Here is a 17,246-nt window from a genome sequence, read left to right on the forward strand (position 1 = left end):
ACAGCGCTGGAAGGCAGGACCGCATGACCGACACCGACCCCCGCACGGACGGTATCGACAGCCACCCCGACCCCACGACCGGCCGCCACGGACCGGCGGTCACGCCCCTCACCCAGGGCTTCGGACACCCCCCGAGCCCCGGCCGTCCTCCGGACCCCGGCCGTCCTCCGGACCCTGGCTATCCGCGGAACAGCAGCCTCCCGGAGCTGTTCGAAGCACGCGCCGGGGCCACCCCGCAGGCGCCGGCGGCCCGCTACCGGGACCGCGTCATGACGTACGGCCGGCTCAGCGCCGCCTCCGACCGCCTCGCGGCCCGGCTGGTCGCCGCCGGTGCCGAACCGGGCTCGGCGGTGGGGGTGTGCGGCAGCCGCTCGCCGGAGGCGCTGGTCGCGTTCCTGGGCATCCTCAAGGCCGGCTGCGCCTACGTGCCCCTCGACGAGGACCATCCACCGGCCCGGCTGCGGGCGATGGCCGAGGACGCGGACGTCCATGTCGCCGTCGTTCTGCCCGGCAGCACCCGCCGTATCCGCGGTCTGCACACGCGCGTCGAGCTCGGCCGGGTGACCAATACCGCTCCCCCGGACGCGCCTCACGCCCCGAACACCCCGCGCCTCACTCCGCTGCCGTCCCCGGCGGCGACCGACAGCGCCTATGTGATGTTCACCTCCGGCTCCACGGGCAGGCCCAAGCCCGTCGCGATCGCGCACCGGGGTGTGGCCCAGTTAGTGCTGTCGGACCCGCGGCTGCCCCCGCCGGGTCCGGGCGACGGAGTGCTGCACGGCTACGGCCTCTCCTCCGACGCCTCCACGATCGAGATCTGGAGCGGACTGCTCGGCGGCGCCTGCCTCGTACTGGTGGACCGGGAGGAACTGCTCGCTCCCGCCGTCCTGGAGGAGCGCTTCCGTACGCACGGCGTGACCGTCGCCTACCTCACCACCAGCGTCTTCCACCATCTGGCCAGGACCCGGCCGGGCGCCCTGCGCGGACTGCGGTTCGCCTCCGCCGGCGGGGAGGCGATGGACCCCGGCCTCGCCCGCGCCGTGCAGACCGCCTGCCCCGGCACGACCGTCGTCAACTTCTACGGGCCCACCGAGAACAGCGTGGTGTCCACCGCGTACTTCCTTCCGAAGCTGACCGGCGACGAGACCCATGTCCCCATCGGCCGTCCGTTCGCCACCTCCACCTGCCATGTACTGCGCCCGGACGGCACACCCGCCGCGCCGGACGAGGAGGGCGAGCTGTATGTCGGCGGGGACGGCCTGGCGCTGGAGTACATCGGGGACGAGGAGCTGACGGGGGAACGGTTCGTCAGCCGGCCGGACGAACCGGGTGGCCGGCTGTACCGGACCGGTGACCGTGTCGCGCGGGGCCCCGACGGCCTGCTGGAGTACCGGGGGCGGCTGGACCGACAGGTCAAAGTGCGCGGCCAGCGCATCGAACTCGACGAGGTCGAGGCGCGGCTCCGCTGCCACTCCGAAGTCGGCGAGGCCGTCGTGGAACTCCGCGACGGAGTCCTGGCCGCCTATCTCACCCCCGCGCGGCCCGGTGGCACCCTTCCGGTGGACGCGCTGCGGAGGTACTGCGTGCGGTGGCTGCCCGCCCAGGCGGTGCCGACGCTCATCGCGCTGGACCGGTTCCCGGTGACCAGCGGCGGCAAGGTCGACCGCAAACGCCTGCTGGCCGAGTCGCGGCACGGCGAGGCGAGCGCGCCGCCCGGGGAGTCATGGGCGGACGCCGCGTACGGACCCGGTCAGGCCCAGGAGCCCCGCTCAGGACCCGGAGCGGAGGCGGAGGGTCCGCTGAAGGCGCTGGCCGAGGTGTGGCAGCTGGTGCTGCGCGTACGTCCCGCGCCCACGGACAGCTTCTTCGTCATCGGGGGCGATTCCCTGCTGGCGGCCGAAGTCGTCGCCCGTACGCTCGCGTTGCTGGATCTCGACGCGGCGCTCGGCAGCAGCCTCATCCGGGCCCTGCTCGCCGACCCGACGCTGGAGGGGTACGCGGCCGCCGTCGGCGCCCATCGCGGCCGGCCGGGCGGCACGCGGCAGGAGGGCGCCCCGTCGCGGACCCCGCGGGCTCCGGACGCGGAGGTCGACTTCGTACGCGAGACCGCACTCGGATTCTCACTGCCGCCCGCCGGGACGCCGCTCCCGCGCCCCGGCGATCCCTCGGACGTCCTGCTCACCGGCGCCAGTGGTTTCGTCGGCGCGTTCCTCCTGGACCGGCTGCTGCGCGACACGACAGCCCGTATCCACTGCCCGGTACGTGCCGCGGGCGCGGCGCATGCGGAGCGGCGCGTCATAACCGCGCTCACCCGCTACGGCCTGCGCGCGGACGACGCCGCACGGCAGCGGCTGGCCTGCTTCCCCGCGGACCTCGCCGCTCCCGGACTCGACCTGTCCCCGGAACACGCCGCCGAGCTGGCCGCGTGCCTGGATCTGATCGTGCACAACGGCGCCCAGGTCAACTTCCTCTACCCCTACAGCGCCCTGCGGGCCGCCAATGTCGAGAGCACCCGCGAGATCATCAAACTGGCGTCCCCCCGCCGCGTGCCGGTGCACTTCCTGTCCACGGTGGCGGTCCTCGCCGGCTTCGGCACCGCCGGTGCGCGGGAGGTCGACGAGGACGTACGGCTGGACCACGCGGACCGGCTCACGATGGGGTACGCCGAGAGCAAGTGGGTCGCCGAGGGTCTGCTGCGCAGCGCGGCGGAGCAAGGGCTTCCGGTCGCCGTCTACCGTCCGTACGAAGTGACCGGGGACCGGCTGCACGGCGCCTGCAACACGGAGACCGCGATCTGCTCGCTGTTCAAGACCATCGCGGAGACGGGGCTCGCTCCCGACATCGCGCTGCCGATGGACTTCGTCCCCGTCGATCACGTGGCGGAGTCCGTGGTGCATATCGCCACCCGGCACCAGGCGACGGACCGGGTCTACCACCTCACCAATCCGCGCCCGGCCGTGCTGCGTGACGTACTGGACCGGATGCGCGCGGCGGGGTGCGAGATGCGCATGCTGCCGTACGGGGAGTGGGTGGGCGAGCTGGTGCGTCATGTCTCGCTCCATCCCACCAGCCCCACCGCGCCCTTCGTGTCCCTCTGTGTGGACCGGGCGAACCGGGGCGACATCTCGGTCAAGGAGATGTATCTGGAGGGCGTCTTCCCCCGGCTGAGCCGCCGTAACACCGAAGCGGCCCTGGCCGGGAGCGGGCTGGACTGCCCACCGGTGGACGCGGTGATGCTCGACCGCTATCTGGAGTACTTCTTCACCTCGGGCTATATGACGCGGCCCGCGGTCGCGCCGCTCGGCGTGGCGGCGGCGCCGTAGGCGGTGTACGCAGCGGGGGCGGGGCGGGGCGCGCGCCCCCCGGCCCCACCCCCGCCACCGCCCGTGGAGCCGGGGTACGACCCGTCACCAGCGCACCGGGATCGTCTCCGGGAGCAGCACAGCGTGGTCCTGCCGCCAGCGGACCCGATCGGGCGCGACGGCCAGCCGCAGCCCCGGGACGGTGTCGAGCAGGGACCGCAACGCCACTTCGGTCTGCGCCCGGTTCAGCGCGGCGGCCGGACAGAAATGCCGCCCCTGCCCGAACCGGAGATGCGGCGATGACGGCCGCCGGTCGATGTCCAGCCGATCCGGTGATTCGAAGACGGCCGGATCACGATTGGCCGCGTCGATGGAGATCAGCACCAACTCGCCGGCGCGGACCCGGACTCCGCCGATCTCGGCCTCCTCCCGTGCGATACGCGCGATGGAATCGCCCAGCATGACGGACCACCGGTACAGCTCCTCCAGAGCGCCGGGCAGCGCCCGCGGCTCCCGCCGGAGCCGGGCAGCCAGCTCCGGGTCGCGTGCCAGCACCAGTCCGCAGAGGGCAAGGAAGCCGGCCGGATTCCCGAGGCCCGACACAAAGAGGAACAGCGCGATCTCCACCAGCTCCTGATGGCTCAGCGGATGGTCGGAGGAGCGGTTCAGCAGGGCGAGGCGGCCGAGGAGGCCTTCCGTGCCAATGCCCGTCATCCAGTCGTCGAAGCGGCTCAGCGCCTTCGTCCAGTCGGCGAAGAGGTTCGCGTCGGCCGCTTCACCCGTACTGAGCAGACGGAACCAGCCGGCCAGCTCCGGGGCCGCTTCGGTGGGCAGTCCGAGCAGTTCGCAGGTCACCTGGGAGGCCCATGGGAGGGCGAAGTCAGCCACCAGATCGCCCAGTTCGGTGTCCGCGTCCGCCTCCGCGTTGCCGACCGCGTCGCCGTTCGCGTTCCCGTCCGCGTTGCCGTTCGTGTTCGTGGCCGCCGTCATCGTGGTGAGCAGGGTGTCGGCGATGTCGCGTACCCGCTCCAGGGAGATATGCGTCTGCCGCGGCCCCATGCCCTTCACGGCCTCGTCCCGCAGCCCCGCCCGCCGCAGCATGGTCATCGTGCCGACGACGCTGAGCGGCGGCGCCGAGCTGTCCTCCTGCGGCATGTCGGGGTCGGCGATCAGGCCGCGGCTGAGCCGGGGGTCCTTCAGCGCCTCCCGCGCGGCGGCATAGCCGGTCACGAGCCAGCCGCGCGCGCCGGCGTTGGTCACCACACGGGTGACGGGTTCCTCGACCACGAATCTGCCCAGCTCACTCGCCAGAGCGTCGCCGCGAAAGCTGAACGGGTAGTGCGGGATGTCACCGACAACGCTCACGACCACCGTCTCCTGTTCCATGGACGGGCCGGCCGAAGGGCGACAGCCCGAAGTCCCCGAAAGGGGCATTCATCCATTCAATTCCGTGATAGCGGCATACACCCGGTAACGGAACAGGAGCAGCGGAAGACCACTCTCAGGGGTGGCTCTCCTTGTCCTCCGCGTCGGGCTTCTCCGCCCAGATGCCGCGGACATGGCCGATATGACGCCGCATCAGCTCTTCGGCACCGTCCGCGTCGCCCGTCTCGATCAGATCGAGGAGTTCGGAGTGCTCGTGTGAGGAGTGGACGAGTTGGCCGCGCTGGGCCAGGATCTTGAGACCGTAGATCCGTGACCGGGAGCGGAGGGAACGGACGGTCTCGACCAGATAGGTGTTGCCGGTCAGCCCCAGCAGCGTGAGATGGAACTCCATGTCGATGGTGACATGGGCGATAAGGTCCTGACGTCGGGCGGCCTCCTCGATGGCCACGGCCAGCGGACGCAGCCGCTCGATGACGGCGGGATCGACCCCCGTCTCGGCGATCCGCCGCACGGTGGGGATTTCGATGAGGGCGCGCAGGTGTGTGATGTCGTCGAGGTCGGCGTCCGACAGGTCGGTGACCCGGAAGCCCTTGTTCCGGACCACGTCGACCAGTCCCTCGCGGGCGAGATCGAGCATCGCCTCCCGTACGGGGGTGGAGGAGACGCCGAACTGTTCGGCCAGGCTGGGCGCCGAGTAGACGACGCCGGGGCGCAGTTGACCGGAGATCACCGCACCCCGCAGGGTTTCGATGATCTCCTCACGGAGGTTGCGCCGCGCTCCGAACGAGGGCAGTACCGGTGTGATGTGGTCGCCCGCGGTCATGGTTTCTTTCCTTCGTGCGGCATCGTTCGCGCGGTCATCGCTCGCGCCGTCACAACGCGAAGCCTTCGGGGAACGGGTCGTCCGGATCATAGTGGTACTGGGCGGTGCCGGTGATCCAGGCACGGCCCTCGATGGTGGGGATCACGGTGGTCGGACCGCGAGATACTTCCGGCCCCCCGAGGACGCCCTCTTCGACGAGACGGCCGGTGAAGTGCGTACCGATGAAGGACTCGTTGTCGAAGTCGGTGTCGAGGGCGAGTTCGCCACGGGCATGCAGCTGGGCCATCCGCGCGCTGGTGCCGGTGCCACAGGGCGAGCGGTCGAACATGCCCGGGTGGATGACCATGGCGTGCCGGGAGTGCTTGGCGTCCGACCCGGGGGCGGCCAGATACACATGGTGGCAGCCGTTGATCTCGGGGTTGAGGGGGTGGACGGGGCGGTCCTGGTCGTTGACGGCGGCCATGATGGCGAGGCCCGCGTCGAGGATGCGCTGCTTCTCCGTCCGCTCGAACGGGATGCCCAGCTTGTCCAGTTGGACGATGGCGTAGAAGTTGCCGCCGAAGGCGAGGTCGTAGGGGACGTCGCCCCAGGGCTCGACCCGTACCGTACGGTCGAGACCGAGCGCGAACGACGGTACGTTGCGCAGGACGACCGACTTCGCCACTCCGTCCGTGACCCGGACGCGGGCGACGACCAGCCCGGCCGGGGTGTCGAGGCGGATGGTGGTGACCGGTTCGGTGACCTCGACCATGCCGGTCTCCACGAGGACGGTGGCGACACCGATGGTGCCGTGGCCGCACATCGGGAGACAGCCGGAGGTCTCGATGTACAGCACGCCGTAGTCGGCGTCGGGGCGGGTGGGCGGCTGCAGAATGGCCCCGCTCATCGCCGCGTGGCCGCGGGGCTCGTTCATCAGGAACGTGCGGATGTGGTCGAGGTGTTCGATGAAGTAGCGGCGCCGGTCGAACATGGTGGCGCCTGGCACCACACCGACGCCGCCGGTGATGACCCGGGTGGGCATGCCCTCGGTGTGGGAATCGACCGCGTGGAAGACCCGGCTGCTGCGCATACGGTTACCCGAGCCCTTCCGCGAGCACCTTCTCGGTGGCCCGGCGCACGATCTCCTCGTGCTCCGGGGTGAGCGGAACGCGCGGCTGACGGCTGGGACCGCCGTAACGGCCCACGAGATCCATGCTCGCCTTGATCGCCTGCACGAACTCCGTCTTGGAGTCCCACCGCAGCAGCGGGTGCAGCGCCCGGTAGAGGGGGAGCGCGGTCTCCAGATCACCGGCCGAGGCGGCGCGCCACAGCTCGACCGAGGCGCGGGGGAACGCGTTGGGATAGCCGGCCACCCAGCCGGGGGCGCCCGCTACGGCCAGTTCCAGCGCGACGTCGTCGGCGCCGCACAACACATCGAGGCCGGGGGCGAGTTCGGCGATCTGGTAGCTGCGGCGGACATCGCCGGAGAACTCCTTCACCGCGACGATCAATCCCTCGGCGTGAAGTTCCGCGAGGAGTTCGGGTACCAGATCGACCTTGGTGTCGAAGGGGTTGTTGTACGCGACGACCGGCAGGCCGGCCTTGGCGACCTCGCGGTAGTGCGCGACGATGGCGCGCGGGTCGGCCCGGTAGGAGTTCGGCGGGAGCAGCATCACGGCGGCGGCGCCCGCCTCGGCGGCCTGCTCGGCCCAGCGGCGGGCTTCGTCGGCGCCGTAGGCGGCCACTCCGGGCATGACCGTGAAGCCCTCGGGGGCGGTCTCGACCGCGGTGGTCACCACACGGGCGCGCTCTTCCGGCGAGAGGGTCTGGTACTCGCCGAGCGACCCGTTCGGGGTGACGCCGTCGCATCCGTTCTCGGCGAGCCACCGCACGTGGTCGGCGTAGCCGTCGAAGTCCACCTCCAGCCGGCCCGCGGAGCCGTCGCGCAGCGGCAGCGCTGTCGCGACCAGCACGCCGTGCCAGGGTATGCGGCGGGACGGAGTTCGCTCTTGCGGTTGTGCGGGCGCTGACGTGTTCATTTGACCTCCATGGAGACTCTGTTGATCCGGTTGACTTCGCCGAGCGACGGTGTTCGCGTCCTCGGCCAGGGCACCGAGCGGTACCGGCTGCGCGATGGGCCTGCTCGCCATGGAGCGCAGATCGTCCTCGGTCGGTTCTCGTCCGGTGCGCGCGGCGACCAGACAACTGGTGGCGTATCCGCAGACCCGCCCCTGGCACAGCCCCATACCGGGGCGTGCGAAGAGCTTCACCGCGCGGGAATCCGTGGCTCCCAGCTCCTCGATGACCTCGGTGATCGCCCCTGCCGTGACGTCCTCGCACCGGCACACCACGGTGTCGTCGTCGATCCATCCCGTCCACCCCGGCCGCACCGGATACGCCGCGTGCAGGGCGGTGGCGAAGGACCGCAGGGCGGCACGCCGGTGCGAGAGACGGCGCACCGCCGCCGGGTCCGGGGTGGCGCCGACCGTCGCGTACGCGGCGTGGAGTCCGGCGAGCCGGCCCTCGGTCACGGACAGCTCCGCGCCGCCGACCCCGCAGACCTCTCCGGCGACATAGACCCCGGGAACCGTGCTGAGCTGACGGCCGTCCGCGTCGGCGACCAGGCTTCCGTCGATGTCGCGGCGCGTGCCGCAGCCGAGTTGGAGCGGGATCTCGATCTGGGGCGTGAAGCCGTAACCGACGGCGAGCGTGTCGCACTCGACGCGGCGCTCGCTGCCCGGCACGATCCGCCACCGCGCGTCGAGCGCGGCCACCGTGACCCCGGAGACCTCGCCTTCGCCATGGGCGGCGACCACGGTCGTACGGGTCCGGTACGGCACGCGGTGGCGCAGCAGCGTACGGAGGAACCCCGCGCCCTCGGCGAGTTTGCCGGGGTTACGGGCCACGGCGAGCGGATGCCGTACAAAGGCGGTCGGCAGCCCGGCCTCGAAGACCCCGGCGATGTCCGCGCCCGCCTCGGCGAGACCGGCGGCGACGGCGAGGAGGAACGGACCGGTGCCGGCGATCGCGATCCGCCGGCCGGCGCGTACGCCCTGCCCCTTCAGCAGCGCCTGCGCGCCGCCCGCGGTGAAGACACCGGGCAATGTCCAGCCGGGGAAGGGCAGTTGGCGGTCGTACGCGCCGGTGGCGACCACGACCGTACGGCTGTCGATCACCCGCTCGGCGCCGCCGCTCAGAGTGTGGGTGGCAACGGTGTGGGCGGCGACGGTATGGGTGCGGAACCCGTCGGCGGTCCGCTCGATGTGCCAGACGGAGTGTCCCGGCAGGAGTGCGATCCGGTCGGTGTGGTCGGTGAGCCCGCGCAGGAGCCGTTGGAATGCCGGCCAGCCGTGGTGCGACGCCCCGTCGTCGCCCTGGCGGTGGCGCCAGTACTGGCCACCGGGGCGCGGACCCGCGTCGATCAGGGCGACGCGCGCCCCGGCGGCGGCGGCCGTGACGGCGGCGGCGAGACCGGCCGGGCCCGCGCCGAGGACGGCGAGATCGTAGTGGTCGCGCCGCGCGGCGGCGGGCTCAGCACGCGAGGTCGTCATGGCCCGCTCCCTCCTGCGTACGGACATGGTCACCGGGCGCGGCCTCGATCAGACAAGCCCGTTGATTCGGCTGGCCGTTGACGGTGACCAGACAGTCGAAGCACACCCCGATGCCGCAGAACACACCGCGCGGAGCGCCGTCGACGCGGGTACGGCGCCAGGAGCGGTGCCCGGCGGCGATGAGCGCGGCGCCGATGGTCTGGCCCGCCGAGGCGTCGATCGTCCGGTCGTCGAACCGGAACCGGAAGGGGAGGCGAGCGGGGCTCGGTCCGTGGGAAGTCTCGTCCTTCGGGCTCACGCCGCCGCCACCTCCTCCTCGAATCGGTCCGGGCGGAACGGTGCGAGATCCAGGTCGGGTTCCGTACCGGTGATGACCTGCGCGATCAGATGTCCGGTAGCGGTGGACAGCCCGATCCCGGCCCCCTCGTGCCCTCCGGCGTGGATGAGCCCGGGGGCACGCGGGTCCGCGCCGATGACCGGCAGATGGTCCGGGCAGTAGGGGCGGAAGCCCAAGTAGCTGCGCAGGAGCCGGACTTCGGCGAGGAAGGGGAAGACGGCGATGGCCTGTGCGGCGAGCTTGCGCACGACCGGCAGGGACATCGAGCGGTCGAAGCCGACGCGCTCGCGGCTGGCCCCGATCAGTACGGTCCCGGCCCGGGTGCCCTCGACCACGACCGAGGTCTCCAGCCCGGCGTCACTGCTGGCCACATTGGCGACGTACTCGGCGGTGTACACCTTGTGCCGGATAACCCGGGGCAGGGGCTCCGTGACCAGGATGAAGCCCTTGCGCGGCAGCACCGGAACCGGCGCGCCCGCGAGCCGGGCGGTCTGTCCGCTCCAGGTACCAGTGGCGTTGACGATATGGCCGGCGTGGATCACGGGCGTCGTGGGCGAGTCCGTACGGACACCGGTGAGAGTGCCATGGCCGTCACGTACGAATCCGACGACCTCCGTCCCCGACAGTACGGTGGCCCCGCGGCCACGGGCGCGCTGGAGCAGCCGGGCCGCCGCCAGCATCGGCTGCACCTGGCAGTCCCCCGGGTAGTACGCGCCCGAGACCACGTCGGGCGTGATGCGCGGCTCCAGGTCGGCGACCTCGCCGGAGGACACGTCGATCGCGTCGATTCCGGCCGCGCGCTGTACGGCGGTGAGCTTCCGTAGACCGTCCGCCGTGGCCCGCGAGGCGGCGACCACGACGCCGCCTTTTCTCTCGTATTCCAGCCGCTCGGCGCCCACGTCCTGGGCGACCTCGCTCCAGAGCCGAGAGGAGAGCAGCGCCAGATCGAGTTCGGGTCCCGGCTCCTTGTCGGAGAGCAGGATGTTGCCCTCGCACGCGGAGGTGGTCCCGGCGGCGATGGCCCCGCGCTCGATCACGGTGACGCGCAGACCCGCCGCCGAACAGTAGTAAGCACAGGCGGCACCGACCATGCCCGCCCCGATGACAACCACATCTGGAGATCCCTCCGCACCACCCATGCCAGTACTATGTCACATAGCACTGTGGTCCACCATGGTCCGCCGACCGGCTTGTCACATTGCTCCGACGCGCAGACCGGAAACCGGGCCTGCCCGGCCTTGGCCCCGCGGCGCGGGCAGGTCGGCAGGTCGGCAGCACGTCGTACTCGATGGCGCGCAGCGCGCTCACGAGGTCCGCGACGACCTCACCCTCGAGCAGGGTCCCGGCCGGGGACCCGCCGTCGCCGAGATGGAGTTCTTCGGCCGGCGCTGGATTCAGGTGGCGCTGGATTGGGGTGGCGCTGGATTGGGGTGGCGCTGGATTGGGGTGGCGCAGGATTGGGGTGGCGCAGGATTCGGGTGGCGCAGGATTCGGGTGGCGCAGGATTCGGGTGGCGCTGAATGGGCCACGTAGGTGTCCGGATGTCGTTCTGACCACTCATGGCCCTTGGCCTGGGGCTCCCGCTACCGGAGACTGAACCGATGACACAGCGTGTGGATCTCGCGACCGTGATGGACCGACTGGCGATCGATGAGGTGATCACCGGCTACGCCGTGGCCATGGACGACGCCGACTGGCCCGGGTTCCGTTCCCTGTTCACCCCGGACGGCCGCGCCGACTACACCGCGGCGGGCGGTATCGAGGGGCCCGCCACCGAGATCGCCGACTGGCTGGCCGGCACGCTGCGGCCCTTCACCGTGCGTCAGCATCTGATCGTCAACCGGCGGCTGCGCATCCAGGACCTCGGAGGCTATCCGGGAGACCGCGCCGAGCTGCGGGCCGACTATCTCAGCCCGCTGCGGCACGAGTCGGGCGAGGATCTGATGAGCGGCGGCGGGTTCACGTTCGAGCTGCTGCGCGGTGAGGAGGGCTGGCAGCTGCGCACCGTGATCGTCCAGGAGAAGTGGCGGCGCGCCTCCGTTCCGGCCAGCGCCCGCTGACCTGCGGGAGACGCGCCGGACGCGCCTGCACCGTATCCGCTTCGTCTCCCCCGATCAGGGGAAGGTGCTACTACACGGATGCGAGTTCGGACTTACTCGTCCAGGAGGCGCGGTATGCGAACGGCATCGCCCTGGTGGCGCGGCGCGTCGGCAGTGGCCGCCGGTGCGCTCCCCGCCCTCGCCTTTCCTTCACCGTCCCTCTGGTGGCTGGCGTATGCCGCGCTGGTGCCCTGGATGCTGCTCATACGGTCCGAGCCCACGGGCCGCCGCGCGGCGCTGGACGGCTGGCTGGGCGGTATCGGATTCGTCATCGCCGTGCACCACTGGCTGATACCGAGCCTGCATGTGTTCATCGTGGTGCTGGCGGCGCTGCTGGGGCTGCTGTGGGCGCTGTGGGGGTGGCTGGTCCACGCCGTGCTCGGCGGGGCGCCGTCCGCGGGCCGCGCCGCCGTCGCGCTCGCCGTGCTCCCCTCGGGCTGGCTGATGATCGAACTCGTCAGGTCCTGGGAGGGACTTGGCGGGCCCTGGGGCCTGCTCGGCGCCAGCCAGTGGGAGGTCTCCCCCGCACTGCGGCTCGCCTCGGTGGGCGGGGTGTGGCTGGTGAGTCTGCTGGTGGTCGCGGTGAACACCGCGCTGACCCTGCTCATCTCGGTGCCCCGGGCGCGCGGCGCGGCGGCCGCCGGCCTCGTGACATGCGCCGTCACCGTGGGATCGGTGATGTGGTGGCCCCCGGAACCCGAGCGGTCGGGCCTGGCGCGGATCGCCGTCGTCCAGCCGGGTGTGGTCGCCGGTGCGGGCTCCGTGGAACACCGCTTCGCGCGCGGTGAGGAACTGACCCGCACGCTGACCGGACAGGATCTCGATCTGGTGGTGTGGGGAGAGAGCAGCGTCGGCTCCGATCTCGCGGCACGGCCCGATCTGGCGGCACGGATCGCCGTCCTGTCCCGCACGGTCGACGCCGGGATCCTGGTCAATGTCGACGCGCGCAGTACGGACCCGTCGGGCCGGGCGGGGATATACAAGCGCGGTGTCCTGGTGGGGCCGAACGGTCCGACGGGCGATGTCTACGACAAGATGCGGCTGGTGCCCTTCGGCGAGTACATCCCGGCCCGTGCCGTGCTCGGCTGGGTGACCTCGGTGGGCAAAGCGGCCGGTGAGGACCGTATTCGCGGCACCCAACAGTCGGTGATGGTGCTGCCGGGCGAGGGCAGGGGCGGACTCCGTTTCGGTCCGCTGATCTGCTTCGAGTCGTCGTTCCCCGATATGAGCAGGCGGTTGGTCAGGGACGGCGCGCAGGTGCTGGTGGCGCAGTCCTCGACCTCGTCGTTCCAGGGCAGTTGGGCGCCGGAGCAGCATGCCTCTCTGGCGGCACTACGGGCGGCCGAGACCGGCAGGGCGATGGTGCACGCGACGCTCACGGGCGTCAGCGCGGTGTTCGGCCCCAACGGCGAACAGGTCTCCGACGAGATCGGTACGGACCGTTCGGCCGCCGCCGTCTTCGATGTCCCGCTGGCCCGGGGCACGACCCTCTACGCGCGGTTCGGCGACTGGGCTGTCCATGGCGCGCTGGCCGTACTGGCGATGTTCTTCGCGGTGGAGGGCGGCGCGCGCTCGCTCAGGCGGCGGACTGGTCCAGCGCCTCACGTACCACCCGCTCGCACAGCTCGTGAGTCAGCAGCGCGTCCCTGGCGCTGAGCGTGTTCCCGGCCCGTACAGCGTCGAGGAACGCCAGGACGCACTGTTCGATACCGCGCTGGCGGGCCACCGGAACCCAGTCGCCGCGCCGCCGGACGCTCGGCTGCCCCTTGTGGTCGATGACCGTCGCGAGATCGTGGACAGCGCGCTTGGTGTCCTGTCCCGACACTTCGAGGATCTCCTCGGTCGAGCCGCTCAGCCGGTTCATCACGCCGATGGCGGTGAAGCCGTCGCCGGAGAGCTGGAGCACGACGTGGTGCAGCAGTCCCTCCCGGACCCGCGCCCGTACATCGGTGTGTTCGACCGGTCCCGGGAGCAGGAAGCGCAGCGTGTCCACGACATGGATGAAGTCGTCGAGGACGAAGGTGCGCGGGTCCTCGGGGAGACCCACCCGGTTCTTCTGGAGGAGGATCAGCTCGCGCGGGTGCTCCAGACACTGCGCGTACCCGGGCGCGAAGCGGCGGTTGAAGCCGACGGAGAGGCTGACGCCCCGCTCCTCCGCGAGGCGCACCACCCGCTCCGAGTCGGCGAGGTCGTACGCGATCGGCTTGTCGACATAGGTCGGTACGCCCGCCTCCAGGAGCCGGGTGACGATCTCGGCGTGTACGGCGGTCGGGGCGTGCACGAACGCGGCGTCGAGGCCCTGGGCGAGCAGCGAGTCGAGATCGGCGTGGCACCGCGCCGCCGGGATGTGATGGACCTCGGCGGTACGCGTCAAGGTGGCGGGGGTACGGGTCTGCAGATGCAGCTCGACCCCGGGAAGAGTGGTGAGCACCGGCAGATACGCCTTCTGCGCGATGTCGCCGAGCCCGACGCAGCCGACCTTCACAAGGGCCTCCCCAGCCTGTCCTCACACGTCGTCGACATGCGGGTTCGCGTGTCTGTCCGCACTACTGACGCGGTGTCCCGGAAGCATACGTGTGCCCAGGAGGCCGCCAGTCCGCGATCCCGGCGAAGCCGCGAAGGATGAGTCCGGGCCCGAAACGGGAGACGGCGACGATCAGCGCGTCCCGTACGGCGACGGCGGCCGGATTGCCAACGGCCGTCATCCGGCCCGTTCCGGTGGCCTGGCGGACGATCGCGGTGGTACGCGGCAGCCGGTCGGCGGAGTAGGAGGCGAGTCCGGCGGCGAGCCCCGCGGCGGATTCGGCGGCCGTCCCGAAGGCGCCGGCCGGTCCGACATGGTGCGCGAGGACGATGGCGTCCTCGATGGCCTGGTTGCCGCCCTGGCCGAGTGTGGGCCGCATCGCGTGCGCGGCGTCACCGAGCAGGGCGACCCGGCCGCGGTGGTACGCGGGCAGCGGTACGGCCATCTCGTGGACGTCGTTCCGCAGCACCTGGGCAGGGTCGGCGGCCTCGATGATCCCCGGCACCGGGTCGTGCCAGTCGCCGAAGAGCCGGCGCAGCTCCGCCCGCTCGTCGTCGGGTGCGTGAGCGCCTTCGGGCGCGGTGGCCATGGCGTACGCGTAGACACGGCCGTCCTTGAGCGGCTGGGTGCCCCACAACCGTCCCCGGCCCCAGGTCTCGTGCGGCGCGAACGGCCGCCCGGGGGCCGGGACGATCACGCGCCAGGTGGTCGATCCGGTGTAGCGCGGGCCGGGATGGTCCGGGAACAGCTTCTCGCGTGCGGCGGAGCGGATGCCGTCGGCGGCCACAACGAGTTCGGCCTCCAGCTCACCGTCCGGCGTGCTGACGACGGCCGGCCGCACTTCATCGCCCGCGTCGGCGAGCCCGGCGGCCGTGCCGGTGCGCACCACGCCTTCGGGCAGGGCGGAGGTCAGGAGGGAGACGAGAGTGGCGCGATGGACCAGGACGAGGGGGCCGCCGAAGCGGTCGGCCGTCGCCTTGCCGCTCATACGGGAGAGCCAGCGACCGCCGGGGGCGCGCAGTCCGCCGTCGCCCTGCCAGGCGGAGAGGGCGCGGACCTGGTCACCGAGCCCGATGACATCGAGCGCGCGCTGCGCGTTGGGAGCGAGGCCGAGGCCGGCGCCGACCGGGGTGAGCTCCGGCGCGCGTTCCAGCACGGTGACCGCCCACCCCCGTTGGCGCAGGGCCACGGCCGCGGTCAGTCCGCCGATGCCACCGCCGATGACGAGGGCGCGGGGTTGGTCCATGACGTCTCACTCTCCTCGGATCGCTTCTCACACCGAAGCCGGAACTACAGCTGTAGTGACCTCGCCACCGTACTACAGCTGTAGTGAGCGGGATAGATTGGCTCCATGGCCGCACGCTCCACCGGGTCCTCCCGCGCCGAACTGATCGCCGACACCGCCCTCGCCCTGCTCGCCGAACGCGGCATGCGCGGGCTGACCCACCGGGCGGTGGACGAGCTGGCCGGGCTCCCCCAGGGCTCCACCTCCAACCACGCGCGCACCCGGCAGGCGTTGCTGGAGGCGGCGGTACGGCGGCAGGCGGAGCGCGAGGCGCGGGTGCTCACCCCGGACGAGATGCCGGTCGGCACGGGCGGCCGGGGCGAACCCGCCGACGCGCTGGCACTCGCGCTGCACCGCTATCTGACCGGCCACCCCGAACTGCTCGTCTCCCGTTACGAACTGGCGCTTGAGGCCACCCGCCGACCGGAGCTACGGGCCTACTACGACGCGGCGGGTCGGCGCTTCCGCGAGCCACTGGTCGCGATGATGACGGCGGCGGGCTCCGCCGAGCCCGAGCGGCACGCGCTCTCGCTGGTGGCCTGGTGCGAGGGGCTGATGTTCTCGTGCGCGGCGGGCTCGTACCACGACTCCGTACCCTCCCTGGAGGCGCTGCGCCTCGGATTCGCCGAGCTGCTGCGCGGAATGCTCGGGACCCCGGACGGCGCCCCGGCCGTGTCGGAGAAGTAGCGCCGTCCGCCCCGGGCAATAAGCCCTCGCCACATCGGCGGCTCATCCATGAGGATGTCCGCCATGACACTCACCGAGGTGACACCCGAACGCACCGAGCCCTCCACCCTCGCCGGCGAACGCGAGATGCTGGAGGGCTGGCTCGACTACCACCGCGAGACCTTGGCCCTGAAATGCTCCGGCCTGGACGAGAAACAGCTCAGAGAGGCATCCGTGCCACCCTCCGGTCTGACCCTGCTCGGTCTGGTACGGCACATGGCCGAGGTGGAGAGCAGTTGGTTCCGTAACCGGCTGGCCGGCGAGGGGGCCGCGCCGCTCTACTACACCGACGCCGACCCGGACGGCGACTTCCACCCCGGCGAGGCCGACACCTGGGAGGAGGCGTACACCACCTGGCGCGCCCAGATCGCCCGCGCCCGTGAACTGGCCGCGCCGCGCTCGCTCGACGATCTCGGCGTCGGACCGCGCAGCCGCGACACCGGCGACCCGTTCACCCTCCGCTGGATCTACACCCACATGATCGAGGAGTACGCCCGGCACAACGGCCATGCCGATCTCCTCCGCGAGCGGATCGACGGCGCGACGGGCGACTGACCTCGACGGACCGGCTGACCGACCACCCGGCCGGTCGGCCGACCGGCCGATCCGAGCGAGCGCGCGGCGAGCCGGCCCGGCGTCACCCGTCCGGGCCAATCCGCGCGCTTCCGCTCCCCAACATCGCCCCCAACCAGCAGAGTTGCCCGGGTGCACCGAACCAACCGAACGAGAAGCGCGGCGATGATCCTGATGGGGATGGCGGTCACCGCCGTCTCCGGATGTGTGGCCGTGGAGTCGCACCCCTCGCCCGGTCCCGCGCCACACCCGGGAACGAGCAGCGGCATCGAGGGCCCGGGAGCGCCTGAGCCACTGATCATCGAGGCCCCCGCCAAGGAAGCACTGGAGGCGGCCGTCCCCCCGCCGGCCCCGGAAGCGGCTCCACGCTCCTCCGCCGAAGCCCGCCCGCCGGCCCAGGACCGGCCGGCGGGCCCGGACCGGACGAGCGGCTCCGAGCGGCCTCCGGCCACGTCCCGGCCGGAGCGGCGGCCCCAGGACCACCCCCAGGGACAGCGCCATTCCGCGCCGCCGTCCGCACCGGCCGTCGTCGATGTCTGCGCCCTCGGTGAGAGGTACGGCAAGTGGCCGGAGGACAGCCCTCAGGCCCGTATCTGCCATGAGACCTACGGCGATTGACGGCCCCCCAGCCTCAGCCTCCTCAACCTCAGCCCCTCAATCC

Annotated in this window: 14 protein-coding genes and 1 pseudogene; 6 read left to right on the top strand and 9 right to left on the bottom strand. The window is 71.7% G+C overall.

Going from position 1 to position 17,246, the window contains the following annotated elements; all coding sequences use genetic code 11:
- The first annotated feature begins 23 nt into the window (after window positions 1-23).
- Window positions 24-3,323 (top strand): amino acid adenylation domain-containing protein, encoded by a 3,300-nt coding sequence (locus tag ACIRQP_RS30910; protein WP_403895715.1) that lies wholly within the window; start codon window positions 24-26, stop codon window positions 3,321-3,323.
- A gap of 84 nt (window positions 3,324-3,407) precedes the next feature.
- Here the strand turns inward: ACIRQP_RS30910 and ACIRQP_RS30915 are convergent, their stop codons facing one another.
- The 7 genes and pseudogenes from ACIRQP_RS30915 to ACIRQP_RS30945 form a co-directional block, all read right to left on the bottom strand.
- Window positions 3,408-4,667 carry a cytochrome P450 gene (locus ACIRQP_RS30915; RefSeq protein ID WP_403895718.1) on the bottom strand — a complete coding sequence of 420 codons (1,260 nt, stop codon included), beginning with the start codon at window positions 4,665-4,667 and terminating at the stop codon, window positions 3,408-3,410.
- Window positions 4,668-4,803: 136 nt separating this feature from the next.
- Entirely contained in the window at window positions 4,804-5,511 is a 708-nt protein-coding gene (locus tag ACIRQP_RS30920) for a GntR family transcriptional regulator (RefSeq protein ID WP_403895720.1), read from the bottom strand.
- Window positions 5,512-5,560: 49 nt separating this feature from the next.
- On the bottom strand, window positions 5,561-6,580 hold the full coding sequence (locus ACIRQP_RS30925) for a proline racemase family protein (protein ID WP_403895722.1): 1,020 nt from the start codon (window positions 6,578-6,580) through the stop codon (window positions 5,561-5,563).
- A 4-nt stretch (window positions 6,581-6,584) separates the two neighbouring features.
- Window positions 6,585-7,529, bottom strand: a complete 945-nt coding sequence (locus tag ACIRQP_RS30930; RefSeq protein ID WP_403895844.1) for a dihydrodipicolinate synthase family protein — start codon at window positions 7,527-7,529, stop codon at window positions 6,585-6,587.
- A gap of 180 nt (window positions 7,530-7,709) precedes the next feature.
- Window positions 7,710-9,068, bottom strand: a pseudogene (locus ACIRQP_RS30935) (NAD(P)/FAD-dependent oxidoreductase); the annotation flags it as partial.
- Window positions 9,022-9,339, bottom strand: a complete 318-nt coding sequence (locus ACIRQP_RS30940) for a (2Fe-2S)-binding protein (RefSeq protein ID WP_403895724.1) — start codon at window positions 9,337-9,339, stop codon at window positions 9,022-9,024. The gene ACIRQP_RS30940 and the pseudogene ACIRQP_RS30935, both read right to left, overlap by 47 nt.
- Complete coding sequence (locus ACIRQP_RS30945; protein WP_403895726.1) at window positions 9,336-10,517, bottom strand: NAD(P)/FAD-dependent oxidoreductase; 1,182 nt, start codon at window positions 10,515-10,517, stop codon at window positions 9,336-9,338. Before ACIRQP_RS30945 ends, ACIRQP_RS30940 begins: the two co-directional genes overlap by 4 nt.
- Before the next feature lie 462 nt (window positions 10,518-10,979).
- On the opposite strand from ACIRQP_RS30945, the gene ACIRQP_RS30950 reads away from it, so the two are divergent.
- Together ACIRQP_RS30950 and lnt are read left to right on the top strand one after the other, a co-directional pair.
- On the top strand, window positions 10,980-11,438 hold the full coding sequence (locus ACIRQP_RS30950; RefSeq protein ID WP_403895728.1) for a nuclear transport factor 2 family protein: 459 nt from the start codon (window positions 10,980-10,982) through the stop codon (window positions 11,436-11,438).
- Between the two features lie 114 nt (window positions 11,439-11,552).
- Complete coding sequence (lnt, locus tag ACIRQP_RS30955) at window positions 11,553-13,133, top strand: apolipoprotein N-acyltransferase (RefSeq protein WP_403895730.1); 1,581 nt, start codon at window positions 11,553-11,555, stop codon at window positions 13,131-13,133.
- Here the strand turns inward: lnt and ACIRQP_RS30960 are convergent.
- Both ACIRQP_RS30960 and ACIRQP_RS30965 read right to left on the bottom strand, forming a co-directional pair.
- Window positions 13,054-13,962, bottom strand: coding sequence for a Gfo/Idh/MocA family protein (locus ACIRQP_RS30960; protein ID WP_403895732.1), 909 nt, complete (start codon window positions 13,960-13,962; stop codon window positions 13,054-13,056). The two genes, lnt and ACIRQP_RS30960, sit on opposite strands and share 80 nt — an antisense overlap.
- Before the next feature lie 61 nt (window positions 13,963-14,023).
- Window positions 14,024-15,247, bottom strand: coding sequence for an FAD-dependent monooxygenase (locus ACIRQP_RS30965; RefSeq protein ID WP_403895734.1), 1,224 nt, complete (start codon window positions 15,245-15,247; stop codon window positions 14,024-14,026).
- Between the two features lie 105 nt (window positions 15,248-15,352).
- Between ACIRQP_RS30965 and ACIRQP_RS30970 the strand changes: the two genes are divergently transcribed.
- The 3 genes from ACIRQP_RS30970 to ACIRQP_RS30980 all read left to right on the top strand — a co-directional run bounded on the left by ACIRQP_RS30970 (window position 15,353) and on the right by ACIRQP_RS30980 (window position 17,203).
- A complete protein-coding gene (locus tag ACIRQP_RS30970) occupies window positions 15,353-15,973 on the top strand; it encodes a TetR/AcrR family transcriptional regulator (RefSeq protein ID WP_403895736.1) in 621 nt (206 codons plus the stop codon).
- Between the two features lie 78 nt (window positions 15,974-16,051).
- Window positions 16,052-16,567 carry a DinB family protein gene (locus ACIRQP_RS30975; protein WP_403895847.1) on the top strand — a complete coding sequence of 172 codons (516 nt, stop codon included), beginning with the start codon at window positions 16,052-16,054 and terminating at the stop codon, window positions 16,565-16,567.
- A gap of 183 nt (window positions 16,568-16,750) precedes the next feature.
- A complete protein-coding gene (locus ACIRQP_RS30980; RefSeq protein ID WP_403895739.1) occupies window positions 16,751-17,203 on the top strand; it encodes a hypothetical protein in 453 nt (150 codons plus the stop codon).
- The last annotated feature ends 43 nt before the right edge of the window (window positions 17,204-17,246 follow it).

This window comes from Streptomyces sp. NPDC102274 (assembly GCF_044766385.1).
Classification (GTDB): domain Bacteria; phylum Actinomycetota; class Actinomycetes; order Streptomycetales; family Streptomycetaceae; genus Streptomyces.